The following is a 26,021-nucleotide window of genomic DNA, read 5'->3' on the forward strand; positions in this document are numbered from 1 at the left end:
AGGCCGGTCCGTCATCGACGGACCGGCCTTTTTGCTGTCGGTGCCGCTGTCGGTGCCGCTACCGCGGTCGCCCCCAACGCTCAGGCGGCCGCCGGGACTTCGGGCCGCAACGGCCACGCGGTGTCCACCACCTCGGGAGTGCCCTGCCGGCTGAACCAGGCCTGGAGACCGCGCGCCTGCGCGGCGTGCCAGGTCGCCTGGAGCGTGTGCAACTCGGTCGGCGTCAGGCGCTCCAGGCGGGTCGCGAACCTGCGGCCCACCGCCCGTACGACCTCCAGGGCGGCCAGCGCGTCGGCGGCCGCGTCGTGCGCCCCCTCCAGCGTCACGCCGTAGTGCTCGCACAGGTCGGTGAGGGTGCGGCGGCCCTTGCGATAGCGGTCCAGATGCTTGTCCAGGACCCGCGGATCGAGCACCCGCATCGGGTTCTGACCCAGGTAGTGGGCCAGGGAAGCCGCGCGGTGCCGCTTCAACTCCCGGTCGAGGAGCGTCAGATCGAACGGCGCGTTCATGATGACCAGCGGCCGGCCCGCCACGCACTGTTCGGCCAGGCCCCTCGCCATCTCGTCCATCACGGGTGCCGGCCAGCGCCCGTTGCGCTGGAGGTGCTCGTCGGTCAGGCCGTGCACCGCGGTCGCGCCCGCCGGTACGGGTATGCCCGGGTTCACCAGCCAGCGCGTCTCCCGGGGCCGCGCCCCGGGGCCGTCCTGCACCACCAGGGCGGCCGACACTATCCGGTCCCCTTCGACGTCCACCCCGGTCGTCTCCGTGTCGAACGCCGCCAGGGGACCTTCGTACCAGCACGTCATGACTACTCAACTCCTCGCGCACTACCGGCAGATGGCGTGCATCCCCTGCCCGTTTCCGTGATACCCGGGCTGTTTGCGACATACGCCGTTTGCGGGGAGTCGAGTACGGAGACAACACTCTTGACGGCAATGGTGTTTGATGCGCCGTCAGGAAAAAGTTCGGCACAGTTCCGGAAGGCATACGACAGCCATGGCGCTCGCGCAGCCCGATCCGGCCGCGCCCGGGCACGGTCTGCTGCCCGAGCGGATCGCACCGCTGCGCGGCTCGCTCGCCACCACCGCCTGCATGGAGACCCTTCAGGTGGGCTACCTGCACGCGGTGGCGGCTGCCGCGGGGTGTTCGCTGTCGCAGCCCTTTCCGGACAACGGCATCGACTGGCACGTGAGCCACAGCGCTCCCGGGCACACCGTCGACGACGAAGTGACGATCAAGGTGCAGCTCAAGTGCACGTACCAGATTCCGCCGCATCCGCCGGGCGGGGCCTTCTCCTTCACGCTGGACAACGACCATCTGGTGAAGCTGGCCCGCACACCCGTGTCGGTGCACAAGATCCTGGTCGTGATGCTGGCGCCGAGGATCCGGGACGAGTGGCTGCGCGCGGGCCACGACCGCCTGGCGCTGCGGCACTGCTGCTACTGGACCAACCTGGCCGGGCATCCGGTGACCGGCCGGCGCAGGACCACGGTGCGAATACCGACCTCGCGGATCTTCGACGACCGCGCGCTCTGCGAGATCATGACGCGGGTCGGGGTGGGAGGGAGGCCCTGATGCGCTGGACCGACGACGATCCCGGTGGCACGCCGCCGGTTCCCGGCCAGGTCGATCCGGCGGTGCTCGGGGTGCTCCTGCACCGGCACGGCTGGCGGCGGCGCGGGGGAGCGGCGGGGCGCTACGCGCGCTGGACGCCGCCCGGCGCGATCGGTTCCGGCACCAGCCTGCTGGTCCCCGAGAGCCGTGCCTACCCCGACTGCGACGACCTGCTCGGCGAGGCCCTCACCGCGCTCGCCCACAGCGCCGCGCCCTCCGCGCGCGAGGTCCTGGTCTCGCTCGCGCTGCCCAGCGACGAGGTGCGCTGGCGGCGCGAGGTCCCCGAGGGGCCGGCCGGTGCCGCCTCCTGGAGCGAGCAGGACCGGCTGCGCGGCGCCGCCCACCGGATGCTGCTCGCGGGCGCGCTCGCGGTGCGCGGGGCCGCCGGGTACTACGGGGCCCGCCACCGCAGGCAGGCCCTCGCCTCGCTCGAAGGCGTCCTGGTCGAGCCGGGGCCCGGCGGCGGCCTCACCGCGTTCGTGCCGGCCGCCTCCGGGCGGCCCGCGGTGGTGCGGCTGTACGCGGCTCTCAACGCGGTGCGGGACGCGGTCGACTACCAGCGCGCCACGGGCGGCATGGAGGCCTTCGACGCGGCCGTGCGCGCCGGGGTGAGCCGGGAGCTGACCGAGGCCGTCGTCGCCCTCGTGCACGGCACCGAAGGCGTCCGGGTCGCCCTGGAGTGGGCCCCCGCGGCCGGCGTGCCCGCCGGGTGCGCGGCCCGCCCCGAGCCCGTCGACTTCTCGCCCGGCGACCTGCCCGCCCTGCGCGCGGCCGGCGCCCGCTACCTGAGCGACGAACCGTCCGTGCCGGTGCGGATCACCGGCGCCGTGGTGCGGCTGCGCCGCTCGGGCCCGCGCGGGCCCGGCGTCGTACGGCTGCGGGTGCTCGCCGGGGCGGAGGTCCCGCACGTCCGCATGGAGCTGGACGAGGAGGCGTACCGCATCGCCGGGCACGCGCATCTGGTCGGGCTGCCGATCCGGGTCGTGGGCCGCCTGGAGAGCCGGGGCGGATTCCGCAGGCTGTCGGCGGCCCGCGAGGTCACCCCGGTCCAGGTCGACGACGCCGAGCGGGACCGGCTGATGAAGTCGCTCCAGGAGAACCTCGACTTCTTCGAGGAGGCCTGCGGGGCGGATCCGGAGGCGGCGGCGGACTGAGCGCCGGCAAACCGTTTCGCGGCGTACCCCACCGGCTCGGTAGGATCGTTCCGCGTACGCGACACGCGCTGCGCGCCCCCTACGGCAGGAGAAGTCCGGTGTCAGACGTCCGTGTGATCATCCAACGCGATTCCGAGCGGGAAGAGCGCGTGGTGACGACGGGCACTACGGCCGCCGAGCTCTTCGCCGGCGAGCGCACCATCGTCGCGGCCCGGGTGGCCGGTGAGCTGAAGGACCTCGCGTACGAGGTGCGGGACGGCGAGGAGGTCGAGCCCGTCGAGATCTCCTCCGAGGACGGCCTCAACATCCTGCGTCACTCCACCGCGCACGTCATGGCCCAGGCCGTCCAGGAGCTCTTCCCCGAGGCCAAGCTGGGCATCGGCCCGCCGGTCCGGGACGGCTTCTACTACGACTTCGACGTCGAGAAGCCGTTCACGCCCGAGGACCTCAAGGCCGTCGAGAAGAAGATGCAGGAGATCCAGAAGCGCGGTCAGCGCTTCTCGCGCCGCGTCGTCACCGACGAGGCCGCCCGCGAGGAGCTCGCGGACGAGCCGTACAAGCTGGAGCTCATCGGCATCAAGGGCGCCGCCTCCACCGACGACGGCGCGAACGTGGAGGTGGGCGGCGGCGAGCTGACCATCTACGACAACCTCGACGCCAAGACCGGCGAGCTGTGCTGGAAGGACCTCTGCCGCGGTCCCCACCTGCCCACCACCCGCAACATCCCCGCGTTCAAGCTGATGCGCAACGCCGCGGCCTACTGGCGCGGCAGCGAGAAGAACCCGATGCTCCAGCGCATCTACGGCACCGCCTGGCCGTCCAAGGACGAGCTGAAGGCGCACCTGGAGTTCCTCGCCGAGGCCGAGAAGCGCGACCACCGCAAGCTCGGCAACGAGCTCGACCTGTTCTCCATCCCGGAGCAGATCGGCTCGGGCCTCGCCGTCTTCCACCCCAAGGGCGGCATCATCCGCCGGGTCATGGAGGACTACTCGCGCCGCCGGCACGAGGAGGAGGGCTACGAGTTCGTCTACACCCCGCACGCCACCAAGGGGAAGCTCTTCGAGACCTCGGGCCACCTGGACTGGTACGCCGACGGCATGTACCCGCCCATGCAGCTCGACGAGGGCGTGGACTACTACCTGAAGCCCATGAACTGCCCGATGCACAACCTGATCTTCGATGCGCGCGGGCGCTCCTACCGTGAACTGCCGCTGCGGCTCTTCGAGTTCGGCACGGTGTACCGGTACGAGAAGTCGGGCGTGGTGCACGGTCTGACCCGGGCCCGGGGCTTCACCCAGGACGACGCGCACATCTACTGCACCAAGGAGCAGATGGCCGACGAGCTGGACCGGACGCTCACCTTCGTCCTGAACCTGCTCCGCGACTACGGTCTGAACGACTTCTACCTGGAGCTGTCGACCAAGGACCCGGAGAAGTTCGTCGGCTCGGACGAGATCTGGGAGGAGGCCACCAACACGCTGCGCGAGGTGGCCGAGAAGCAGGGCCTCGAACTGGTCGCCGACCCGGGTGGCGCGGCCTTCTACGGCCCGAAGATCTCGGTCCAGGCGCGGGACGCCATCGGCCGTACCTGGCAGATGTCGACCGTCCAGCTCGACTTCAACCTGCCCGAGCGCTTCGACCTGGAGTACACCGGCCCCGACGGCACCAAGCAGCGCCCGGTCATGATCCACCGCGCCCTGTTCGGCTCCATCGAGCGCTTCTTCGCGGTGCTCCTTGAGCACTACGCGGGCGCGTTCCCGGCGTGGCTGGCCCCCGTCCAGGCGGTCGGCATCCCGATCGGTGACGCGCACGTCGAGTACCTCCAGGAGTTCGCGCGCCAGGCCAAGGCCAAGGGGCTGCGGGTCGAGGTCGACGCGTCGTCGGACCGGATGCAGAAGAAGATCCGCAACCAGCAGAAGCAGAAGGTCCCGTTCATGATCATCGCGGGTGACGAGGACATGGCCGCCGGCGCCGTCTCCTTCCGCTACCGCGACGGTTCGCAGGAGAACGGAGTCCCGGTGGCCGAGGCCATCGCGAAGATCGAGAAGGTCGTGGCGGAGCGCACCCAGGTCTGACGCCGCCGCACGCCGAGGGCCCCCGGGGAGACGCCTTCCCGGGGGCCCGCGCGCGTTCTGCCACCGGCGACCCGGGCGACGCCCCGGGCCGCCGAAGTCATATGCTGCACACCATGACGACTGAGCCGGAGCAGCAGATCGGAGTGGGGACGCAGGACGCGTTCCAGCGCCTGTGGACGCCCCACCGGATGGCCTACATCCAGGGCGAGAACAAGCCGACGGGACCGGAGTCCGGCGACGGATGCCCGTTCTGCTCGATTCCGGCGAAGTCGGACGAGGACGGCCTGATCATCAAGCGCGGCGAGCACGTGTACGCGGTGCTCAACCTCTACCCGTACAACGGCGGGCACCTGATGGTGGTGCCCTACCGTCATGTGGCCGACTACACCGAGCTGGACGAGGCCGAGACGCTGGAGCTCGCCGACCTCACCAAGCGGGCGATGACCGCGCTGCGCGCCGCCTCCGGTGCCCACGGGTTCAACATCGGGATGAACCAGGGCGCGGTGGCCGGCGCCGGGATCGCCGCCCATCTGCACCAGCACGTGGTGCCGCGCTGGGGCGGCGACACCAACTTCATGCCGGTCGTCGGCCACACCAAGGTGCTGCCCCAACTCCTCGCGGACACCCGCCAGATGCTGGCCGACGCCTGGCCCGCGTAGGCCTCACGCGTCGTACAGGTCCGCCTTGCGCGGTGCCGGGTCCTGGACCAGGCCGCTCAGGATCATCGAGCGGTTGGTGAAGCGGTCGGTGTTCACTCCGTGCTCGTCGAGCACCTTCATGGCGGCGGAGTGGACCACCCGCAGGACCGGCGTCGCGGCCCGCATCGCGTCGTCGGCCATGAAGCGGTGGCGCCAGGGCTTGTCGGCCCAGGCGTGCCGCAGCCCGAACGGCTCGGGCAGCGCTATCCGCCCGCCCAGGTGGTCGAGCAGCGGCGGATACCAGGTCAGCGGCGCGCGGGCGGCGAGCCGCACCACCTCGGTCGCGTCGACCAGGGGCAGCTGGATCGTCTTCTTCTCCCAGAACTTGAAGGTCTTGTCGACCTCCCTGGTCTTGGGCGACGGCTTGGTCGTGAACAGGGAGTGCACCGGGCCGAGCGCGTGCCCGGTCACCTCGATGCGCAGCGTCTCGTGCAGCACGGTGACGGTGACCATCATGGTGATCACCAACTGGCCGTCCCAGAGCGTGAATTGGATGCCCAGGTAGTGGCGGTTGCCGCTGGAGAACTGCTGCTCGTTGCAGATGCGCTGTATCTCGTGCTGGCGCACCTGGAAGTTGTCGATGTCCTGGCCGCTGGGCCGCGAGACCTCCTTGGCACCCTCGCCGATCGGTGACACCACCCAGTTCTTGATGGACGGGGTGGGGAAGCCGCCGGTGTGCAGGGGGCCGCGCTCCAGGAGCTGGAGGCGGTCCTGGATGGCCCGTATGACGTCCCAGCTGCGGAAGCCGTGGATCTCCTTGCCGGCTTCCTTGGGCTCCAGTTCCTCGGCGAGTTGCCAGCTGCCCCACCGGGTGCCCATCCCGAGTATGCCCTTGGGCCCCGCGTAGAAGACGACGTTGCTCTGGTCCTCGGCGGCCAGCTTGACCAGCGACTGGCGCAGCTGCTCCGCGGAGCCGGCCGCCGAGCTCTTGGGCACCGCCTCGGGGATCTTGGCTCCTATGCCGCCGCCGCCGAGCAGGCTGTCCCAGCGCGAGCGCAGATCGCGCGCGGTCCGCTCGCAGATGACCTTCGCCCAGTACCAGCCGATGACCGGGGCCACCAGCATCGCGCGCAGATAGAGCGCGAGTATCCCGTGGAAGGGCAGCTTGAGCAGGAAGAGCACGGCGAGCCCGGCCACCGCCACCATCAGGACCGTGCCGAGCGCGCCGGCCCGCCGGTCCTTGGCGCCGGCCAGGGTGCGGCGCAGCTGGAAGACGGCAAGCCAGAGCAGCATCCCGGGCAGGAAGAGCACCCCGAAGACGCCCATGACCAGGGTCAGTTTGGTGTCCCGCTCCTTGCGGATGCGGATCGAGGCCAGGCAGTGCTCGACGATGGTGCCGGGCTCGGTGCCGAAGGACTGGATGATGCCCTTGCGGGTGGCCCCGAGCATCCGGTTCTGCACGGCCCGCGAGAAGGCCTCGCCGAGATTCGGTTCGAAGAGGGACAGTTTGCCCTTCGTCACCACCGACTCGTGCCACTCGCCGTTGGCCTTCAGGATGTCCTCGACCGGGCTGTCCCGGTACGCGGCCGAGGCGAGCGCCTGGGTCGCCGCGGTCTGGCCCGCGGAACCCTGGAGCGGCACCTGCGGCCTGGGCAAGAAGTCGAAGAATGGCTCTTCCGTGGTCACTGCCGCCCCCATCGCCGCGCGTCCTTGCTCTGCGGCCCGTTCCCGGTCACCGCTCCCCGCACACCTGCTGAACCGGGACCCCAGCGTATCGGGGACGCGGCCCGCCCGTCAGGGGACATCGCAAGGCCGCCCATCGCGATCTCCGTGCGATGGGCGGCTTTCTGATGCTCTGTCAACTATCGACCCGCTTCTGCCTGTTCACGCATTTTTTCGGCGATCTGGGGTGGCATCGGCTCGTGCCGGGCGTAGCTGCGGCTGAACCGGCCGGTGCCGTGCGAGAGCGACCTGAGGTCCAGGGCGTACCGGCCGATCTCGATCTCCGGGATCTCGGCCCGCACCAGCGTGCGTCCCGGGCCCGCCTGCTCGGTGCCGACCACCCGGCCGCGCCGCCCGGACAGGTCGCTCATCACCGGGCCCACGTAGTCGTCGGCCACCAGGACCTGGACCTCGGCGACCGGTTCGAGCAGGTCGATGCGGGCCTCGGCGGCCGCCTCCCGCAGTGCGAGGGCGCCCGCGGTCTGGAAGGCGGCGTCCGAGGAGTCCACCGAGTGCGCCTTGCCGTCCAGGAGCGTGACCCGCACGTCGACGAGCGGATAGCCCGCGGCGACGCCCCGGGCCGCCTGTGCCCGTACGCCCTTCTCGACGGACGGGATGAACTGGCGCGGGACCGAGCCGCCGACCACCTTGTCCACGAACTCGATGCCGCTGCCCGGCGGCAGCGGCTCGACGTCGATCTCGCAGATCGCGAACTGGCCGTGGCCGCCGGACTGTTTGACGTGCCGGCCGCGCCCGGCCGCCTTCGCGCCGAAGGTCTCGCGCAGCGACACCTTGTGCGGCACGACGTCGACCTGGACGCCGTACCGGCTGCGCAGCCGCTCCAGGGCCACCTCGCGGTGCGCCTCGCCCAGGCACCAGAGCACCAACTGGTGGGTGTGCGCGTTCTGTTCGAGCCGCATCGTCGGGTCCTCGGCGACCAGCCGCGCCAGCCCCTGCGAGAGCTTGTCCTCGTCGGCCTTGCTGTGTGCCTCGATGGCCAGCGGCAGCAGCGGGTCGGGCATGTCCCACGGTGTCATCAGGAGCGGGTCGTCCTTGGCCGACAGGGTGTCCCCGGTCTCGGCCCGCGTCAGCTTCGCCACGCATGCCAGGTCGCCCGCGACGCACTGGGCGAGGGTGCGCTGCTGTTTGCCGAACGGCGAGGACAGGGCGCCGACGCGCTCGTCGACGTCGTGGTCCTCGTGGCCGCGGTCCGCCATGCCGTGCCCGGACACGTGCACCGTCTCGTCGGGGCGCAGGGTCCCGGAGAAGACCCGGACCAGGCTGATGCGGCCGACGTACGGATCGGACGAGGTCTTGATCACCTCGGCCACCAGCGGGCCGTCCACCGCGCAGGCGGGCGCGGGGCGCGGCTTGCCGTCGGTCGTGGTGAGGTCGGGAGCGGACCGCTCCAGGGGGGAGGGGAAGCCGCCGGTGACGAGTTCGAGCAGCTCGACGGTGCCCAGGCCCTGTTTGGCGCCGTCGGCGGCCGGGGCCGCGGCGAGGACGGGATGGAAGGTGCCGCGCGCCACCGCGCGCTCCAGATCGCTCACCAATGACGCGAAATCGATGTCCTCGCCGCCGAGGTAGCGGTCCATGAGGGTCTCGTCCTCGCTCTCCGCGATGATCCCCTCGATGAGCCGGTTGCGGGCCTCCTCGATCAGCGGGAGCTGGGCCTCGTCGGGCCCGGTCTCCTTGCGCTCGCCGGACTGGTAGTCGAACACGCGCTGCGAGAGCAGCCCGATCAGGCCGGTGACCGGCGCATGGCCGTCCGGTCCCGCAGTGCCGTGCACCGGCAGGTACAGCGGGAGCACCGCGTCGGGGTCGTCGCCGCCGAACGCCTCGGCGCAGATCCCGGTCATGGCGGAGAAGTCGGCGCGCGCCGCCTCCAGATGCGTGACCACGATGGCCCTCGGCATCCCGACCGCCGCGCACTCGTCCCAGACCATCCGGGTCGAGCCGTCCACGCCGTCGGCGGCCGAGACGACGAAGAGGGCCGCGTCCGCCGCCCGCAGACCGGCCCTGAGTTCCCCGACGAAGTCGGCGTATCCGGGGGTGTCCAAGATATTGATCTTGAAGCCGCCCCATTCCACCGGCACCAGCGACAGCTGTACGGAGCGCTGCTGCCGGTGCTCGATGTCGTCGTAGTCGGAGACGGTCCCGCCGTCCTCGACCCGGCCCGCGCGGTTGACGGCGCCCGCCGCCAGCGCGAGCGCTTCCACCAGCGTGGTCTTCCCGGATCCGCTGTGGCCGACCAGCACCACGTTCCGTACGGATGCGGGGTGGTCGGCCGTCGTCGCCCTGCCGGCGGCTCCGGGGTGTGCGTTCGCCTTGTCGCCCATGTCCGTTCCTCCCGGTTTCGTGCGCGGTGAGGTGGTGAGGGGGCGCGGACACGCGGACTCCGCGTGCCGAGAGGCGGCATCTGCGACGCCCGCGGTAATTCGAGCTTTCCACTCCCGTCACGGTGCGTCCATACGTCGTACGGGTCCGCGCGCGCCAAGTGGCCCGAAGCCCGCCCGGCGGGTGCCCGGCGGTGCGGTGGCGCAGTCGTGGCTACGATGGGTCGGCCGGTGGCCAGCAGGGGCCGCGCGGCCACACCGACCCCTCGGGAAGGCCATGCTGAACAAGTACGCGCGTGCATTCTTCACGCGTGTCCTCACGCCGTTCGCCGCATTTCTGCTCCGCCGCGGAGTGAGCCCGGACGCGGTGACCCTCATCGGCACGGCCGGAGTGATGGCGGGTGCGCTGGTCTTCTTCCCCCGGGGAGAGTTCTTCTGGGGCACCATCGTCATCACCCTCTTCGTCTTCTCCGACCTGGTCGACGGCAACATGGCCCGCCAGGCCGGGATCTCCAGCCGCTGGGGTGCGTTCCTCGACTCCACGCTCGACCGGGTCGCCGACGGCGCGATCTTCGGCGGCTTCGCCCTCTGGTACGCGGGGCAGGGCGACAACAACGTCCTGTGCGCGGTGGCGATCTTCTGCCTGGCCAGCGGCCAGGTGGTGTCCTACACCAAGGCGCGCGGCGAGGCGATCGGCCTTCCCGTCGCCGTCAACGGCCTGGTCGAGCGCGCCGAGCGGCTCGTCATCTCGCTGGTCGCGGCCGGCCTCGCCGGACTGCACAACTTCGGGGTGCCGGGCATCCAGGTGCTGCTCCCCATCGCCCTGTGGATCGTCGCCGCCGGCAGCCTCGTCACGCTGATCCAGCGCGTGGTGACCGTCCGCCGGGAGTCCGCCGAGGCGGATGCCGCCGCCGCGCGGGCGGCCGGCGAGGCGGGCGCATGAAGGACAGGCTGACCGACGCGCTGTACGGCCTTGGCTGGTCCACCGTCAAGAAGCTCCCGGAACCCGTCGCGAACGGGCTCGGCCGGCGCATCGCCGACCAGGTGTGGAAGCGGCGCGGCAAGAGCGTGCTGCGCCTTGAGTCCAACCTGGCCCGGGTCGTCCCCGACGCCTCGCCCGAGCGGCTCGCGGCCCTCTCCCGGGCGGGCATGCGCTCCTACATGCGGTACTGGATGGAGTCCTTCCGGCTGCCGTCGTGGAGCAGGGACCGGATGGCGAACGGTTTCGTGCCCGAGGACGTCCACCATCTCGTCGACGGGCTCGCCTCCGGGCGGGGCGTCGTCATCGCCCTGCCCCACATGGGCAACTACGACCTCGCGGGCGCCTGGGTCACCACCAAGATGGACACCCCGTTCACCACGGTCGCCGAGCGCCTCAAGCCCGAGACGCTGTACGACCGCTTCGTCGCCTACCGCGAGAGCCTCGGCATGGAGGTGCTGCCGCACACCGGCGGCTCCGCCTTCGGCACGCTGGCCCGGCGGCTGCGTGCGGGCGGCCTGGTCTGCCTGGTCGCCGACCGCGACCTGTCGGCGTCCGGCGTCGAGGTCAAGTTCTTCGGCGAGACGACCCGGATGCCGGCGGGGCCGGCCATGCTGGCCCAGCAGACCGGCGCGGTGCTCATGCCGGTGACGCTCTGGTACGACGACTCGCCGATCATGAAGGGCCGGGTGCACCCGCCCATCGAGGTGCCCGAGACAGGCGACCGGGCCGCCAAGACCTCCTCGATGACCCAGGCGATGGCAGACGCCTTCGCCACCGGTATCGCCGACCACCCCGAGGACTGGCACATGCTGCAACGCCTGTGGCTCGCCGACCTGGAGGAGCGCCGGACGTGAAGATCGGCATCGTCTGCCCGTACTCGTGGGACGTCCCGGGCGGGGTCCAGTTCCACATCCGCGACCTGGCGGAGCACCTCATCCGCCTGGGCCACGAGGTGTCGGTGCTCGCCCCCGCCGACGACGAGACCCCGCTGCCGCCGTACGTCGTCTCGGCCGGCCGGGCCGTACCCGTCCCGTACAACGGCTCGGTCGCGCGGCTCAACTTCGGGTTCCTCTCGGCGGCCCGGGTGCGGCGCTGGCTGCACGACGGCACGTTCGACGTGATCCACATCCACGAGCCGGCCTCGCCCTCGCTCGGCCTGCTGTCCTGCTGGGCAGCGCAGGGGCCCATCGTGGCGACCTTCCACACCTCCAACCCGCGCTCCCGCGCGATGATCGCGGCGTACCCGATCCTCCAGCCCGCCCTGGAGAAGATCAGCGCGCGCATCGCGGTCAGCGAGTACGCGCGGCGCACGCTCGTGGAGCACCTGGGCGGCGACGCCGTCGTCATCCCCAACGGCGTCGACGTCGACTTCTTCGCCAAGGCCGAGCCGAAGAAGGAGTGGCAGGGGCAGACCCTGGGCTTCATCGGCCGCATCGACGAGCCCCGCAAGGGCCTGCCGGTCCTGATGAAGGCCCTCCCCAAGATCCTCGCCGAGCGCCCGGACACCCGGCTCCTCGTGGCCGGCCGCGGCGACGAGGAGGAGGCGGTCGCATCGCTGCCGGCCGAGATGCGCTCGCGGGTCGAGTTCCTCGGCATGGTCAGCGACGAGGACAAGGCGCGGCTGCTGCGCAGCGTGGACGTGTACGTCGCCCCCAACACCGGCGGTGAGAGCTTCGGGATCATCCTGGTCGAGGCGCTCTCGGCCGGTGCCGCGGTCCTCGCCAGCGACCTGGACGCCTTCGCGCAGGTCCTGGACCAGGGCGCGGCGGGCGACCTCTTCGCGAACGAGGACGCCGACGCGCTGGCCTCCGCCGCGGTACGGCTGCTCGCCGACCCGGACCGCCGGGCCGGCCTGAGCGAACGCGGCTCGGCGCATGTGCGGCGCTTCGACTGGGCGACGGTCGGCGCGGACATCCTCGCGGTGTACGAGACGGTGACGCACGGCGCGGCGGCGGTGGCGACGGACGAACGCACGGGATTCCGAGCGCGGTTCGGGCTGGCGCGCGACTGACCCCGCCCCGCCCCGCCCCGCACCGCCCCGCGGCGACAGAGGCGGCCTCGCCTGCCGACCTTGCCGGGGTGTGGTTCGTCGGGGGGCGGAGGAGCTGGGCTGCTCGGTCGGGGGTGCGTTCCCCCTCGGGGTGCGGGAGCTGGGCTGGTCGGTCGGGGTGTGTTTCGCCCGGGGTGGGGGAGCTGGGCTGCTCGGTCGGGGTGCGCTTCGCTGGGGGTGCGGGAGCTGGGCTGTTCTGTCGGGGTGCGCTTCGCTGGGGGTGCGGGAGCTGGGCTGTCTGTCGGACGTGCCCTTCGCCGGGTGTGCGGCGGCTGGGCTGCTCGGTCGGGGGTGCGTTCCCCCTCGGGGTGCGGGAGCTGGGCTGGTCGGTCGGGGTGTGTTACGGCCAGGGTGGGGGAGCTGGGCTGTTCTGCGGAGGTGCACTTCGCCGGGGGCGCGGGGAACTGCGCGAGACGCGGGCGCGGTCCGCAGACGTAAGCGGGGTTGCTGGGGCTCTGCCCCCGACCCGGCACGCGCCCTGAGGGCGCTCGTCCTCGGACCTCCCCAAGCTCCCCCAAGGCGTTGAGGGCCAAGGGGACCAACATGACCGGCGGGGGCGCACCGCGGCGGCCGGCGCCGAGCAGCCGGATGGGCCGGGGTGGGCCGCACGGGCCGCCCTGGCAAGGCTTCGCCCCGGTAGCCGTGCCCGGTAGCCTTGCGGCCCGTGACCGTAACCCTCATCTGGATCGTCGTCGCCCTGGTCGGGATCGGCCTCTACCTCAGCTGGACCGCCGGCCGGCTCGACCGGCTGCACACCCGCATCGACGCGGCCCGCGCCGCCCTGGACGCCCAACTCCTGCGCCGTGCCTCGGTCACCCAGGAACTCGCCACCAGCGGGGTGCTCGACCCGGCCGCCTCCATCGTCCTGTATGAGGCCGCGCATGCCGCGCGCCAGGCGGAGGAGGAGCACCGGGAGGTCGCCGAGAGCGAGCTGAGCCAGGCGCTGCGAGCGGTGTTCGGGGAGCCCGCACAGGTCGACGCCGTACGGGAGGCGCCGGGGGGCGTGGAGGCCGCCGAGGAGCTGGCGCAGGCCGTGCGCAGGGTGCCGATGGCGCGTCGCTTCCACAACGACGCGGTACGCGCGGCACGGGCGCTGCGCCGGCACCGCACGGTGCGCTGGCTGCGCCTCGCCGGGCACGCACCCTTCCCGCTCGCGTTCGAGATGGACGACGAGCCGCCGACGGCGCTGGCGGACCGGCCGGGCACCTGATCGCGGGGGCACCGGCGCGGCCTGCGGTGCTGGGCGGGCGGACCTGGGCGGGCACGGGCGGCCCCCGGGGGACCTGGGCGGGCCGGGCAGGCCCCGGACGGATTGCGGCAGGCCGGGCAGGCCGAACGGACCGCGGCAGGCCGGGCAGGCCGAACGGACCGGCTGACCGGCGAAAACGATCCACCGGGTACGCATTGGCCCTTGATGTGGACTGCTCCGCCGGGGTTCTCTCGGGACAGCAGAATCCCTTCTTCGCCCAGTGAGGTCGCTCCGTGTCCACCACGCCTTCCAGCACCCCCCAGTCCGACAGCCCCGCCATCGGCACCGCGCGCGTCAAGCGCGGCATGGCCGAGCAGCTCAAGGGCGGCGTGATCATGGACGTCGTCAACGCCGAGCAGGCGAAGATCGCCGAGGACGCGGGCGCCGTGGCCGTCATGGCCCTGGAGCGGGTCCCGGCCGACATCCGCAAGGACGGCGGCGTGGCCCGGATGTCCGACCCGAACATGATCGAGGAGATCATCGGCGCGGTCTCCATCCCGGTGATGGCCAAGTCCCGCATCGGCCACTTCGTCGAGGCGCAGGTCCTTCAGTCCCTCGGCGTCGACTACATCGACGAGTCCGAGGTCCTGACCCCGGCCGACGAGGTCAACCACAGCGACAAGTTCGCCTTCACCACGCCGTTCGTCTGCGGCGCCACCAACCTGGGCGAGGCCCTGCGCCGCATCGCCGAGGGCGCGGCCATGATCCGCTCCAAGGGCGAGGCCGGCACCGGCAACGTCGTCGAGGCCGTCCGCCACCTGCGCCAGATCAAGAACGAGATCGCCAAGCTGCGCGGCTTCGACAACAACGAGCTGTACGCCGCCGCCAAGGAGCTGCGCGCCCCGTACGAGCTGGTCAAGGAAGTCTCCGAGCTCGGCAAGCTCCCCGTGGTGCTGTTCTCCGCCGGTGGCGTGGCCACCCCCGCCGACGCCGCGCTGATGCGCCAGCTCGGCGCCGAGGGCGTCTTCGTCGGCTCCGGCATCTTCAAGTCGGGCGACCCGGCCAAGCGTGCCGCCGCCATCGTGAAGGCCACCACCTTCTTCGACGACCCGAAGATCATCGCGGACGCCTCCCGCAACCTGGGCGAGGCGATGGTCGGCATCAACTGCGACACGCTGCCCGAGACCGAGCGCTACGCCAACCGCGGCTGGTAATCACTCATGAACACACCCGTGATCGGTGTCCTGGCCCTCCAGGGCGACGTACGGGAGCACCTCATCGCCCTGGCCGCGGCGGACGCCGTGGCCAGGCCGGTCCGGCGCCCCGAGGAGCTCGCCGAGGTGGACGGCCTGGTCATACCCGGCGGCGAGTCCACCACCATCTCCAAGCTCGCCGCGCTGTTCGGCATGCTGGAGCCACTGCGCGAGCGGGTGCGGGCGGGCCTGCCCGTGTACGGCACCTGCGCCGGGCTGATCATGCTCGCCGACAAGATCCTGGACCCGCGTTCGGGCCAGGAGACCATCGGCGGCATCGAGATGATCGTGCGCCGGAACGCCTTCGGGCGGCAGAACGAGTCCTTCGAGGCGACCGTCGAGGTGGCCGGCGTCGGCCCGGTGGAAGGCGTGTTCATCCGCGCCCCCTGGGTCGAGTCGGTGGGCGCCGAGACCGAGGTGCTCGCCGAGCACGGCGGCCACATCGTCGCGGTCCGTCAGGGCAACGCCCTGGCGACCTCGTTCCACCCCGAGCTGACCGGCGACCACCGTATGCACGCCCTGTTCGTGGACATGGTGCGCGCCGCCTCCTGAGAGAGGCGCCGGAAAGGGCCCGACGACGGGCGGGGGCCGGGCGACGCGTGCGCCGGGTCCCGGTAGGATCTCTGCCGAACGACGCAGAATGGGTTACGCGAAGGAGACAGGCAGATGTCCGGCCACTCTAAATGGGCTACGACGAAGCACAAGAAGGCCGTGATCGATGCCAAGCGCGGCAAGCTCTTCGCGAAGCTGATCAAGAACATCGAGGTCGCGGCGCGCACCGGTGGCGCCGACATCGACGGCAACCCGACGCTCTTCGACGCCGTGCAGAAGGCCAAGAAGCAGTCGGTGCCCAACAAGAACATCGACTCCGCGCTCAAGCGCGGTGCCGGTCTCGAAGCGGGCGGTGCCGACTACGAGACGATCATGTACGAGGGTTACGGCCCCAACGGTGTCGCGGTGCTCATCGAGTGCCTCACCGACAACCGCAACCGTGCCGCCTCCGACGTACGTGTCGCGATGACCCGCAACGGCGGCTCCATGGCCGACCCGGGTTCGGTCTCGTACCTGTTCAACCGCAAGGGCGTCGTCGTCCTGCCCAAGGGCGAGCTGTCGGAGGACGACGTCCTGGAGACGGTGCTGGAAGCGGGCGCCGAGGAGGTCAACGACCTCGGTGACTCCTTCGAGATCATCTCCGAGGCCACCGACATGGTCGCGGTCCGCACCGCGCTCCAGGGGGCCGGCATCGACTACGACTCGGCCGAGGCCAACTTCGTCCCGACCATGCAGGTCGAACTGGACGAAGAGGGCGCGCGGAAGATCTTCAAGCTGATCGACGCGCTGGAGGACAGCGACGACGTCCAGAACGTCTTCGCCAACTTCGACGTCTCCGACGAGGTCATGGAGAAGGTCGACGCGTAGTACTGCCGCGGGCGACGCGTTTTCGGCGGGCCGATGGGACACGTCCCATCGGCCCGCCGCCGTTGTCAGTGGCAGCGGCTAGCCTGGCAGCGGATCAAAGATCACTGACAGACAGCGATCACCGACGGGCGAGGGGGAGGGGTCGTGCGCGTACTCGGGGTTGACCCCGGACTGACGCGGTGTGGCGTGGGCGTCGTCGAGGGAGTCGCCGGACGACCGCTCACCATGATCGGAGTCGGCGTCGTACGCACGCCCGCCGACGCCGAGTTGGGCCACCGCCTCGTCGCCATCGAGCGCGGCATCGAGGAGTGGCTCGACGCGCACCGGCCCGAATTCGTCGCCGTGGAGCGAGTGTTCAGCCAGCACAACGTGCGTACGGTGATGGGCACCGCCCAGGCGAGCGCGGTCGCCATGCTGTGCGCCTCGCGCCGCGGCATCCCCGTCGCCCTGCACACCCCCAGCGAGGTCAAGGCCGCCGTCACCGGCAGTGGCCGGGCCGACAAGGCACAGGTCGGCGCGATGGTGACGCGGCTCCTCCGGCTCGACGCCCCGCCCAAGCCGGCCGACGCGGCGGACGCGCTGGCCCTCGCCATCTGCCACATCTGGCGCGCCCCCGCGCTCAACAGGCTCCAACAGGCCCACGCCCAGCACTCCGTACGGAAGGTCACCCGATGATCGCGTTCGTCAGCGGCCCGGTCGCCGCCCTCGCCCCCGACACCGCGGTGGTCGAGGTCGGCGGCATCGGCATGGCCCTCCAGTGCACGCCCAACACCCTGGCCGAACTGCGCATCGGACAGCACGCCAAACTCGCCACGTCACTGGTCGTGCGGGAGGACTCGCTGACCCTGTACGGCTTCGCCGACGACGACGAGAAGCAGGTCTTCGAGCTGCTCCAGACCGCGAACGGCGTCGGCCCCCGGCTCGCCCAGGCGGTGCTCTCCGTGCACACCCCGGACGCGCTGCGCCGGGCCTTCGCCACCGGCGACGAGAAGGCGCTCACCGCCGTGCCCGGCATCGGCAAGAAGGGCGCGCAGAAGCTGCTCATCGAGCTGAAGGACCGGCTCGGCGCGCCCGTCGGCAACGCCCCGGCGATCGGCGCCCCGGTCACCTCCGGCTGGCGCGACCAGCTCCACGCGGCCCTGATCGGGCTCGGCTACGCGACCCGCGAGGCCGACGAGGCGGTCACGGCCGTGACCGCCCAGGCCGAGGCCGCGGACCAGCCGAACATCGGCGCGCTCCTCAAGGCCGCCCTCCAGACCCTCAACCGAGCCCGCTGAACCAGCCCGCAGGCCCCCCACCGCGACCACGATCCGAGGCACACGTCATGAACTGGGAAGACGGCTCCGACACGGCGGATCTGTCCGCGACGGCGGGCGACCGGCTGGTGGGAGCCGACGCCGACGGCGAGGACACCGCGGTCGAGGCCGCGCTGCGGCCCAAGGACCTGGAGGAGTTCGTCGGCCAGGAGAAGGTGCGCGAGCAGCTCGACCTGGTGCTGCGGGCGGCCCGTGCCCGCGGCGCCACCGCCGACCACGTCCTGCTCTCCGGCGCCCCGGGCCTCGGCAAGACCACCCTCTCGATGATCATCGCGGCCGAGATGGGCGCCCCGATCCGCATCACCAGCGGCCCCGCGATCCAGCACGCGGGCGACCTCGCGGCGATCCTGTCCTCCCTCCAGGAGGGCGAGGTCCTCTTCCTCGACGAGATCCACCGCATGTCGCGGCCCGCCGAGGAGATGCTCTACATGGCGATGGAGGACTTCCGGGTCGACGTCATCGTCGGCAAGGGCCCCGGCGCCACCGCCATCCCGCTGGAGCTGCCGCCCTTCACCCTGGTCGGCGCCACCACCCGGGCCGGCCTGCTGCCGCCCCCGCTGCGCGACCGGTTCGGGTTCACCGGCCACATGGAGTTCTACGAGCCGTCCGAGCTGGAGCGGGTCCTCCACCGCTCGGCCCGGCTGCTCGACGTGGAGATCGACAGCGCGGGCGCCGCCGAGATCGCGGGCCGCTCCCGGGGCACCCCGCGCATCGCCAACCGGCTGCTCCGCCGGGTGCGCGACTACGCCCAGGTCAAGGCGGACGGCGTCATCACCCCCGAGATCGCCTCGATGGCACTCGCGGTGTACGAGGTTGACGCCCGCGGCCTGGACCGGCTCGACCGGGCGGTCCTGCAAGCCCTGCTCAAGCTGTTCGGCGGCGGCCCGGTGGGCCTGTCCACCCTCGCGGTGGCGGTGGGCGAGGAGCGCGAGACGGTGGAGGAGGTGGCCGAGCCGTTCCTGGTCCGGGAGGGTCTGCTCGCCCGCACCCCGCGCGGCCGGGTGGCCACGCCCGCGGCCTGGGCCCACCTCGGTCTCGTACCGCCGCAGCAGGGCGGCGGCGCGACAGGAAGCGGACAACAGGGGCTCTTCGGGGCGTGACGGCGCGGAGGGTCGCACAGCGAGGAACCCCGGTGGGATGCTGGGCGTTGTTCCATCTGTGCGGACTCGCTTAGACTCCGCCGATGCCGCCCTTCCAGGCCGGCGTACCCACCCCCAGATCAGGCCCCGCCCCACAGGCGCGGTCATGCGAAGGAAGTTCCGTCCCGTGAGCCCTATTACTCTCCTCCCCTTCATTGTGCTTATCGGGGCCATGTTCCTGATGACCCGGTCCGCCAAGAAGAAGCAGCAGGCCGCCGCCGCCATGCGCAATGAGATGCAGCCCGGCACCGGTGTCCGCACCATCGGAGGCATGTACGCCACCGTCAAGGAGATCGGCGACGAGACGGTCCTCCTGGAGGTGGCTCCCGGCGTCCACGCCGTCTACGCCAAGAACGCCATCGGCGCGGTCCTGGACGACGCGGAGTACAACCGGATCGTGCACGGCGACACCGAGGAGGAGCTCCCGGTCGTTCCGGACGACGCCTCCTCGCTGACCGCGGGCACCGAGGCCGCCGAGGCCGACGCCGAGGTCGCCAAGGACGCCAAGATCGACCTGGGCAAGAAGGACGAGGCGGAGGACGCCGCCGCGCCCAAGGACGGCAAGGACGGCAAGGCCGACGGCGGGGCCGACACGAAGTAGTCACGCACCGGGACCGTCGCGCCCGACCGGCGCGGGCGGTCCCCGGAGCGCGCCCACTTCCACGGGGGACGTCCCCACAACACTTCGTGGCTGTCCCGCGCACATCCGGCGCAGGGCGGTTGGACAGGGAGAAACGACAAGGTGGCAGCACCGAACAAGGGCCGAAGGCCGGCGGCGGGGGGTCAGAGCAAGCCGGGCCGCGCCCTGGCCTTGATTCTCATCGCCATGGTCGCGCTCGTCGGTGGGATGTTCATTTCCCACACCACCACCCCGAGGCTCGGCATCGACCTCGCGGGCGGCACGAGCATCACGCTCAAGGCCAAGGCCGAGCCGGGCCAGCAATCGGCGATCAACAAGAAGAACATGGACACAGCGGTCGGGATCATGAACCGCCGTGTCAATGGTCTTGGTGTCACCGAGGCCGAGGTCCAGACCCAGGGCAGTGACAACATCATTGTCAACATCCCCAAGGGCACGAACTCGGAGCAGGCCCGTCAGCAGGTCGGTCAGACCGCCAAGCTGTACTTCCGGCCGGTGCTGACCGCCCAGCCGACCGCCGCCCCCGCCCCGAGCGCTTCCCCGAGCTCCTCCGGCAAGGGCACGCCGACTCCCTCGGGCACCCCGGGCGCGTCCGGCAAGGCCACCCCGACCGCCTCCGGCAAGGCGACGCCCAGCGCGGGCAAGCCGAGCGGCACCCCCCAGGGCCGCGCGCTCACCGACGCCCTGAAGGCCTCCGGCTCGCCCACGCCGAACGCGAGCAAGCCGAGCACCCCGGCGCCGAACCCGTCGGCCTCCGCGGGCGAGGCCGCCGCCGCACAGCTCCAGGCCAAGTTCGCCGCGCTCGACTGCTCCACCAGGGAGTCCCGCGCCAAGGCCGGCGAGGGCGCCAAGTCCAGCGAGCCGACCGTGGCGTGTGACAAGGACGGCGCCGAGAAGTACATCCTCGGCCCGGCCGAGGTCGACGGCACCGACGTCGCCAAGGCGCAGGCCGTGATCAACCAGCAGAACGGTCAGTGGATCGTTCAGATGGACTTCACGGGCGGTGGCTCGAAGAAGTTCGCGGCCATCACCGGCAAGCTGTCGCAGCAGCAGTACCCGAACAACCGCTTCGCCATCGCGCTCGACAATCAGGTCGTCTCGGCCCCCACCGTGAGCTCCACGCTCAGCGGCTCCGCCGAGATCTCCGGCAGCTTCAACCAGACGACCGCCCAGGACCTGGCGAACGTGCTGTCCTACGGCGCGCTGCCGCTTTCCTTCCAGGAGCAGAGCGTCACCACCGTGACCGCCGCCCTCGGCGCCGACCAGCTGCACGCCGGTCTGATCGCCGGTGCCATCGGCCTCGCGCTGGTCATCATCTACCTGGTGGCCTACTACCGCGGCCTCGCGATGATCGCGATCCTCAGCCTCGTCGTCTCGGCGATCTTGACGTACGCGATCATGACGCTGCTCGGCCCGGGCATCGGCTTCGCGCTGAACCTGCCCGCGGTCTGTGGCGCCATCGTGGCCATCGGCATCACCGCGGACTCGTTCATCGTCTACTTCGAACGCATCCGTGACGAGATCCGCGAGGGCCGCACCCTGCGTCCCGCCGTCGAGCGGGCCTGGCCCCGCGCCCGGCGCACCATCCTGGTCTCCGACTTCGTGTCGTTCCTCGCCGCCGCGGTCCTGTTCATCGTGACCGTCGGCAAGGTCCAGGGCTTCGCGTTCACGCTGGGTCTGACCACCCTGCTCGACGTGGTCGTCGTCTTCCTCTTCACGAAGCCGGTGATGACGCTCCTGGCCCGCCGCAAGTTCTTCGCGAGCGGCCACCCGTGGTCCGGCCTCGACCCGAAGCGGCTCGGCGCCAAGCCCCCGCTGCGCCGCACCCGCCGCACCACCTCCGCCCCCGTCGACAACCCGAAGGAGGCGTGAGATGTCGAAGCTCGGCACTCTCGGCGCCAGGCTGTACCGCGGTGAGGTCGGTTACGACTTCGTCGGCAAGCGGAAGATCTGGTACGGCATCTCGATCCTGATCACCATCACGGCCATCGTCGGCCTGGCGGTACGGGGTCTGACGATGGGCATCGAATTCGAGGGCGGCGCGGTCTTCACCACCCCGAAGACCTCCATCTCGGCCCAGCAGGCCGAGAAGGACGCCCAGGCCGCCTCCGGCCACGACGCGATCGCCCAGAAGCTCGGCGACGGCACGATCCGCATCACCATCGGCGGGGTCGACACCGGCAAGTCCGACCAGATCAAGACCCAGCTCGCCAAGGACCTCAAGGTCGACGCGGACACCATCAACGCCGACCTGGTGGGCCCCAGTTGGGGGCAGACGATCGCCAACAAGGCCTGGACGGGCCTGATCATCTTCATGGTGCTCGTGGTGATCTATCTGGCCATCGCCTTCGAATGGCGGATGGCGGTCGCGGCCCTGATCGCCCTGATCCACGACCTCACGATCACGGTCGGCATCTACGCCCTGGTCGGCTTCGAGGTCACCCCGGGCACCGTGATCGGTCTGCTCACGATCCTCGGTTACTCCCTCTACGACACCGTCGTCGTCTTCGACGGACTCAAGGAGGGCCAGAAGGGGATCACCAAGCAGACCCGGCTCACCTACAGCGAGATGGCGAACAAGAGCCTCAACGGCACCCTGGTCCGTTCCATCAACACCACGGTCGTCGCGCTGCTCCCGGTGGCGGGCCTGCTGTTCATCGGTGGCGGCGTCCTCGGCGCCGGCATGCTGAACGACATCTCGCTCTCGCTGTTCGTCGGCCTCGCGGCCGGTGCGTACTCCTCGATCTTCATCGCCACTCCGCTGGTCGCCGACCTGAAGGAGACCATGCCGGAGATGAAGGCCCTCAAGAAGCGGGTGCTCGCCAAGCGCGCGGCAGCCGCCGCCAAGGGCGAGACCGAGGAGCAGCAGGACGCGGCGCCGCTCGACGAGGACGACGACTCCGAGACCGCGGGCGCGGTCGTCGGCCAGCGCCGCCAGCCGAGCCGCAACAACCGGGGGAAGCGCCGATGACCAGCGTCTCCACCGAGACCGTGGATCTGCTGCTCAGCCGCATCCGTGATGTGCCGGACTATCCGAAGCCGGGCGTGATGTTCAAGGACATCACCCCGCTGCTCGCGGACCCGGAGGCGTTCACGGCCCTCACCGACGCGCTCGCCGCGCTGTGCGTGGAGCACGGCGCGACGAAGATCGTCGGCCTGGAGGCGCGCGGCTTCATCCTGGCGGCTCCCGTCTCGGTCCGCGCCGGGATCGGCTTCATCCCCGTACGCAAGGCGGGCAAGCTCCCCGGAGCCACGCTCAAGCAGGCGTACGAGCTGGAGTACGGCACGGCGGAGATCGAGGTGCACGCCGAGGACCTCAGCGCGGGCGACCGCGTCATGGTCATCGACGACGTGCTCGCCACCGGCGGCACCGCCGAGGCGTCCCTGGAGCTGATCCGCCGGGCCGGGGCCGAGGTCGCCGGGGTCGCGGTCCTGATGGAGCTCAGCTTCCTCAGCGGCCGCGAGCGCCTGGAGCGCGCCCTGGACGGCGCCCCGCTCGACGCGCTGATCACGGTGTGAGCGGGCGGCCGAGCAGCGTCTGAGCCGGCCGTAGTACACCGCCGAGGCGGGCCCGGAGGAATCCGGCGCCCGCCTTCGGCGTTTCTCCTGCCGGAGCCCTCCTACCGGCCCGGGGCGAGCGGAAGCCGCCGGCTCGATACCATGGGTACTTCCGGGCCTGACCGGGGGACCCGGACCCTCCCCCCAGACTCCGTTCGGGGGATCCCCAGAGGAGCGCTTTTGCCAGACGAGGCCCAGCCACTCTCCGCCGCGCAGCCGGACAAGCAGCAGCCGGACAAGCAGGCCGCAGAGGCCGCGGCGGCCCCGGCCACGCCCACCGAGCCCGAGGCGAAGCCGAAGCCGGCGGCGCCCGAGCGGGCGGAGGCCAAGGCCCCGGCCCCGGCGCCGGTCGCCAAGCCCGTGGTCCCGGCCGGCTCGGTGTCCCGCTCCGGCGGCTCCTCCAACCGCGTCCGCGCGCGCCTCGCCCGTCTGGGCGTGCAGCGCTCCTCCGCGTACAACCCGGTGCTCGAACCGCTGCTGCGGATAGTGCGCAGCAACGATCCCAAGATCGAGACGGCCACGCTGCGCCAGGTCGAGAAGGCCTACCAGGTCGCCGAGCGCTGGCACCGCGGCCAGAAGCGCAAGAGCGGCGACCCGTACATCACGCACCCCCTCGCCGTGACCACGATCCTCGCCGAGCTGGGCATGGATCCGGCCACGTTGATGGCGGGCCTGCTGCACGACACCGTCGAGGACACCGAGTACGGCCTGGACACCCTGCGGCGCGACTTCGGGGACCAGGTCGCCCTCCTCGTCGACGGCGTCACCAAGCTCGACCGGGTGCAGTTCGGCGATGCCGCACAGGCCGAGACCGTCCGCAAGATGGTCGTGGCCATGGCGAAGGACCCCCGCGTCCTGGTCATCAAGCTCGCCGACCGCCTGCACAACATGCGCACCATGCGGTACCTCAAGCGCGAGAAGCAGGAGAAGAAGGCGCGCGAGACCCTGGAGATCTACGCGCCGCTCGCCCATCGCCTGGGCATGAACACCATCAAGTGGGAGCTGGAGGACCTCGCCTTCGCGATCCTCTACCCCAAGATGTACGACGAGATCGTGCGGCTCGTCGCCGAGCGCGCGCCCAAGCGCGACGAGTACCTCGCCATAGTGACCGACGAGGTCCAGTCCGACCTGCGCGCGGCCCGCATCAAGGCGACCGTCACCGGCCGCCCCAAGCACTACTACAGCGTCTACCAGAAGATGATCGTCCGCGGCCGTGACTTCGCGGAGATCTACGACCTGGTGGGCATCCGGGTCCTGGTCGACACGGTCCGCGACTGCTACGCGGCCCTCGGCACGGTCCACGCGCGATGGAACCCGGTCCCCGGCCGGTTCAAGGACTACATCGCGATGCCCAAGTTCAACATGTACCAGTCGCTGCACACGACGGTGATCGGCCCCAACGGCAAGCCGGTCGAGCTCCAGATCCGCACCTTCGACATGCACCGCCGGGCCGAGTACGGCATCGCCGCGCACTGGAAGTACAAGCAGGATCCGTCCGCCGGCGCCTCCAAGGTGCGCACCGACGCACCCAAGAAGACCGGCAAGGACGACCACCTCAACGACATGGCGTGGCTGCGCCAGCTCCTCGACTGGCAGAAGGAGACCGAGGACCCCAGCGAGTTCCTGGAGTCGCTGCGCTTCGATCTGTCGCGCAACGAGGTCTTCGTCTTCACGCCGAAGGGCGACGTCATCGCGCTGCCGGCGGGCTCGACGCCCGTCGACTTCTCGTACGCGGTCCACACCGAGGTCGGTCACCGCACCATAGGCGCACGGGTCAACGGGCGGCTCGTGCCGCTCGAATCCACCCTGGACAACGGGGACTTGGTGGAGGTCTTCACCTCCAAGGCGGCCGGCGCCGGACCCTCGCGGGACTGGCTCGGCTTCGTCAAGTCGCCGCGGGCCCGCAACAAGATCCGTGCCTGGTTCTCCAAGGAGCGCCGCGACGAGGCCATCGAGCAGGGCAAGGACGCCATCGCGCGCGCCATGCGCAAGCAGAACCTGCCGATCCAGCGCATCCTGACCGGCGACTCGCTCGTCACCCTGGCCCACGAGATGCGCTACCCCGACATCTCCTCGCTGTACGCGGCGATCGGCGAGGGCCATGTCGCGGCCCAGGGCGTCGTGCAGAAGCTGGTGCAGGCGCTCGGCGGCGAGGAGGCGGCCAACGAGGACATCGCCGAGTCGGCGCCGCCCTCGCGCGGCCGCAGCAAGCGCCGCAAGAACGCCGACCCCGGTGTCGTCGTCAAGGGCGTCGACGACGTGTGGGTCAAGCTGGCCCGCTGCTGTACGCCGGTGCCCGGCGACCCCATCATCGGCTTCGTGACCCGCGGCAGCGGCGTCTCGGTGCACCGGGCGGACTGCGTCAACGTGGACTCGCTGTCCCAGCAGCCCGAGCGGATCCTCGAAGTGGAGTGGGCACCGACCCAGTCCTCGGTCTTCCTGGTCGCCATCCAGGTCGAGGCCCTGGACCGCTCCCGGCTCCTGTCGGACGTCACGCGCGTCCTGTCGGACCAGCACGTCAACATCCTGTCGGCGGCCGTCCAGACCTCCCGCGACCGCGTCGCCACGTCGCGCTTCACCTTCGAGATGGGCGATCCCAAGCACCTCGGGCACGTACTCAAGGCGGTGCGGGGCGTCGAGGGCGTGTACGACGTGTACCGGGTGACTTCGGCGCGGCGCCCTTAGGCGGGCTGCATGTGGGGTGCGGGGGCGCGGCGCCGCTTCCCGCCCCCCCGGCCGGGCTAGGCAGAGGCACCTTCAGCCCGTCATGGGGGTCCCCCTGGCCCTTGAGGCCTTGGGGGCGTTTGCGGAGGAGCGCCGTTCAGGCGCGAACGGGGTCTGGGGCGGAGCCCCAGCGGCCCTCCGCTTTCGGCTGCGGACCGCGCGTGGCTGGTCGCGCAGTTCCCCGCGCCCCTGCAGGGCGCCCGGTGCCGGGT

At 71.2% G+C, this 26,021-nt stretch carries 22 protein-coding genes; 19 read left to right on the forward strand and 3 right to left on the reverse strand.

Annotated elements, in window-relative coordinates; genetic code table 11:
• Positions 1 to 80: 80 nt before the first annotated feature.
• Positions 81 to 806 (reverse strand): 3'-5' exonuclease, encoded by a 726-nt coding sequence (locus CG740_RS23770; protein WP_100577254.1) that lies wholly within the window; start codon positions 804 to 806, stop codon positions 81 to 83.
• Positions 807 to 996: 190 nt separating this feature from the next.
• Between CG740_RS23770 and CG740_RS23775 the strand changes: the two genes are divergently transcribed.
• The 4 genes from CG740_RS23775 (at position 997) to CG740_RS23790 (ending at position 5,502) form a co-directional block, all read left to right on the forward strand.
• Positions 997 to 1,575, forward strand: a complete 579-nt coding sequence (locus tag CG740_RS23775; protein ID WP_100577255.1) for a DUF4365 domain-containing protein — start codon at positions 997 to 999, stop codon at positions 1,573 to 1,575.
• Positions 1,575 to 2,768 (forward strand): hypothetical protein, encoded by a 1,194-nt coding sequence (locus tag CG740_RS23780; protein WP_234376446.1) that lies wholly within the window; start codon positions 1,575 to 1,577, stop codon positions 2,766 to 2,768. Before CG740_RS23775 ends, CG740_RS23780 begins: the two co-directional genes overlap by 1 nt.
• A gap of 98 nt (positions 2,769 to 2,866) precedes the next feature.
• Positions 2,867 to 4,843, forward strand: a complete 1,977-nt coding sequence (thrS, locus tag CG740_RS23785) for a threonine--tRNA ligase (protein ID WP_100577256.1) — start codon at positions 2,867 to 2,869, stop codon at positions 4,841 to 4,843.
• A 101-nt stretch (positions 4,844 to 4,944) separates the two neighbouring features.
• Positions 4,945 to 5,502 (forward strand): HIT family protein, encoded by a 558-nt coding sequence (locus CG740_RS23790; RefSeq protein ID WP_100577257.1) that lies wholly within the window; start codon positions 4,945 to 4,947, stop codon positions 5,500 to 5,502.
• Positions 5,503 to 5,505: 3 nt separating this feature from the next.
• Here the strand turns inward: CG740_RS23790 and CG740_RS23795 are convergent, their stop codons facing one another.
• Both CG740_RS23795 and CG740_RS23800 read right to left on the reverse strand, forming a co-directional pair.
• Positions 5,506 to 7,179, reverse strand: a complete 1,674-nt coding sequence (locus CG740_RS23795; protein ID WP_100577258.1) for a hypothetical protein — start codon at positions 7,177 to 7,179, stop codon at positions 5,506 to 5,508.
• Between the two features lie 164 nt (positions 7,180 to 7,343).
• Entirely contained in the window at positions 7,344 to 9,542 is a 2,199-nt protein-coding gene (locus CG740_RS23800) for an elongation factor G-like protein EF-G2 (protein WP_100577259.1), read from the reverse strand.
• A gap of 274 nt (positions 9,543 to 9,816) precedes the next feature.
• Between CG740_RS23800 and pgsA the strand changes: the two genes are divergently transcribed.
• The 15 genes from pgsA (at position 9,817) to CG740_RS23875 (ending at position 25,770) form a co-directional block, all read left to right on the forward strand.
• Positions 9,817 to 10,482, forward strand: coding sequence for a phosphatidylinositol phosphate synthase (gene pgsA, locus CG740_RS23805; RefSeq protein WP_100577260.1), 666 nt, complete (start codon positions 9,817 to 9,819; stop codon positions 10,480 to 10,482).
• Complete coding sequence (locus tag CG740_RS23810) at positions 10,479 to 11,375, forward strand: phosphatidylinositol mannoside acyltransferase (protein ID WP_100577261.1); 897 nt, start codon at positions 10,479 to 10,481, stop codon at positions 11,373 to 11,375. Before pgsA ends, CG740_RS23810 begins: the two co-directional genes overlap by 4 nt.
• Complete coding sequence (locus CG740_RS23815) at positions 11,372 to 12,532, forward strand: glycosyltransferase family 4 protein (protein WP_100577262.1); 1,161 nt, start codon at positions 11,372 to 11,374, stop codon at positions 12,530 to 12,532. Before CG740_RS23810 ends, CG740_RS23815 begins: the two co-directional genes overlap by 4 nt.
• 703 nt (positions 12,533 to 13,235) lie before the next feature.
• The gene (locus tag CG740_RS23820) at positions 13,236 to 13,781 is read left to right on the forward strand and encodes a hypothetical protein (protein WP_100577263.1); all 546 of its coding nucleotides are present in this window, start codon (positions 13,236 to 13,238) and stop codon (positions 13,779 to 13,781) included.
• A 272-nt stretch (positions 13,782 to 14,053) separates the two neighbouring features.
• A complete protein-coding gene (gene pdxS / locus CG740_RS23825; RefSeq protein ID WP_100577264.1) occupies positions 14,054 to 14,974 on the forward strand; it encodes a pyridoxal 5'-phosphate synthase lyase subunit PdxS in 921 nt (306 codons plus the stop codon).
• Between the two features lie 6 nt (positions 14,975 to 14,980).
• Complete coding sequence (gene pdxT / locus CG740_RS23830) at positions 14,981 to 15,565, forward strand: pyridoxal 5'-phosphate synthase glutaminase subunit PdxT (RefSeq protein WP_100577265.1); 585 nt, start codon at positions 14,981 to 14,983, stop codon at positions 15,563 to 15,565.
• A gap of 114 nt (positions 15,566 to 15,679) precedes the next feature.
• Positions 15,680 to 16,432: a YebC/PmpR family DNA-binding transcriptional regulator gene (locus CG740_RS23835; RefSeq protein WP_053723630.1), complete on the forward strand. Its 753-nt coding sequence runs from the start codon at positions 15,680 to 15,682 to the stop codon at positions 16,430 to 16,432.
• Between the two features lie 144 nt (positions 16,433 to 16,576).
• Positions 16,577 to 17,107, forward strand: a complete 531-nt coding sequence (ruvC, locus tag CG740_RS23840; RefSeq protein ID WP_100577266.1) for a crossover junction endodeoxyribonuclease RuvC — start codon at positions 16,577 to 16,579, stop codon at positions 17,105 to 17,107.
• Positions 17,104 to 17,709: a Holliday junction branch migration protein RuvA gene (gene ruvA, locus CG740_RS23845; protein WP_100577267.1), complete on the forward strand. Its 606-nt coding sequence runs from the start codon at positions 17,104 to 17,106 to the stop codon at positions 17,707 to 17,709. Before ruvC ends, ruvA begins: the two co-directional genes overlap by 4 nt.
• A 47-nt stretch (positions 17,710 to 17,756) precedes the next feature.
• Positions 17,757 to 18,848 carry a Holliday junction branch migration DNA helicase RuvB gene (ruvB, locus tag CG740_RS23850; protein ID WP_100577268.1) on the forward strand — a complete coding sequence of 364 codons (1,092 nt, stop codon included), beginning with the start codon at positions 17,757 to 17,759 and terminating at the stop codon, positions 18,846 to 18,848.
• Positions 18,849 to 19,014: 166 nt separating this feature from the next.
• On the forward strand, positions 19,015 to 19,488 hold the full coding sequence (yajC, locus tag CG740_RS23855; RefSeq protein ID WP_100577269.1) for a preprotein translocase subunit YajC: 474 nt from the start codon (positions 19,015 to 19,017) through the stop codon (positions 19,486 to 19,488).
• Positions 19,489 to 19,629: 141 nt separating this feature from the next.
• Positions 19,630 to 21,399 carry a protein translocase subunit SecD gene (gene secD, locus CG740_RS23860; protein WP_100577270.1) on the forward strand — a complete coding sequence of 590 codons (1,770 nt, stop codon included), beginning with the start codon at positions 19,630 to 19,632 and terminating at the stop codon, positions 21,397 to 21,399.
• A gap of 1 nt (position 21,400) precedes the next feature.
• Complete coding sequence (gene secF / locus CG740_RS23865; RefSeq protein ID WP_100577271.1) at positions 21,401 to 22,498, forward strand: protein translocase subunit SecF; 1,098 nt, start codon at positions 21,401 to 21,403, stop codon at positions 22,496 to 22,498.
• Positions 22,495 to 23,046 (forward strand): adenine phosphoribosyltransferase, encoded by a 552-nt coding sequence (locus CG740_RS23870; protein ID WP_100577272.1) that lies wholly within the window; start codon positions 22,495 to 22,497, stop codon positions 23,044 to 23,046. The genes secF and CG740_RS23870 overlap by 4 nt, the downstream gene beginning before the upstream one ends.
• A 219-nt stretch (positions 23,047 to 23,265) precedes the next feature.
• On the forward strand, positions 23,266 to 25,770 hold the full coding sequence (locus CG740_RS23875) for a RelA/SpoT family protein (RefSeq protein ID WP_100577273.1): 2,505 nt from the start codon (positions 23,266 to 23,268) through the stop codon (positions 25,768 to 25,770).
• The last annotated feature ends 251 nt before the right edge of the window (positions 25,771 to 26,021 follow it).

Source organism: Streptomyces sp. CB01201, from assembly GCF_002803085.1.
GTDB lineage: Bacteria > Actinomycetota > Actinomycetes > Streptomycetales > Streptomycetaceae > Streptomyces > Streptomyces hundungensis.